This window comes from Methylophaga sp. UBA5088 (assembly GCF_002414625.1).
Classification (GTDB): Bacteria; Pseudomonadota; Gammaproteobacteria; order Nitrosococcales; family Methylophagaceae; genus Methylophaga; species Methylophaga marina.
The window spans coordinates 39,052-39,698 of the sequence record NZ_DIAC01000036.1; the positions used below are offsets into that span (position 1 = coordinate 39,052).

A 647-nucleotide genomic window follows, 5' to 3' on the forward strand; every position below is an offset into this window, starting at 1 on the left:
AAAAGGGCATGGTGTGATGCCATGCCCTATGGCGTTTAGGGTGTAGCTATTTGTTATGCCGAACATATCGTGTGGTGATTTTTATCTTTTTTTGATAAAAGAAACCGTTAAAAATAATGCACAGAATCTTAATAGATTAAGATTCTGTGCTGACAACTAAGTCTTGGCTAGCTCTAATTTTCTGCTGAAAGTGCAGGTGAAATTCGATATACAGCGCCAGCATCAGTACTAATGATTAAAGCGCCATCGGGTGCTTCAATGACGTTACGAACTCTGCTGGAGAGCGTGTCTAATAAACGTTGCTCGTCAACGGCTTCGTTGTTCTCATTAAGGCTGACAATATTTAAATGTTGTAAACTGAGTGCGCCTGAAATAAGTTTACCTTGCCATTCAGGAAACAACGTGCCCTGATATTGAATAAGGCTACTTGGGGCGATAGATGGAATATAGGTTTTCACTGGTTGTTCCATACCATCCTGATGTGTGCCATGGCCGACGGAAAGTGGCGCCCAGTATTCTTTGCCGTAAGAAATTTCTGGCCATCCGTAGTTTTTACCGGCTTCGATTAAGTTGATCTCATCACCACCGCGTGGTCCATGTTCAATTTCCCAAAGTTGTTGATTTTGTTGGTTATAAAACAAACCTTG

The 647-nt window shown here is 41.7% G+C and carries 1 protein-coding gene; it reads right to left on the reverse strand.

Translation table 11 applies throughout. The features are described from left to right. Positions 1–173 precede the first annotated feature (173 nt). A partial coding sequence (locus B4K20_RS05105; RefSeq protein ID WP_289282113.1) for a PQQ-dependent sugar dehydrogenase occupies positions 174–647 on the reverse strand: 474 nt, incomplete at its 5' end.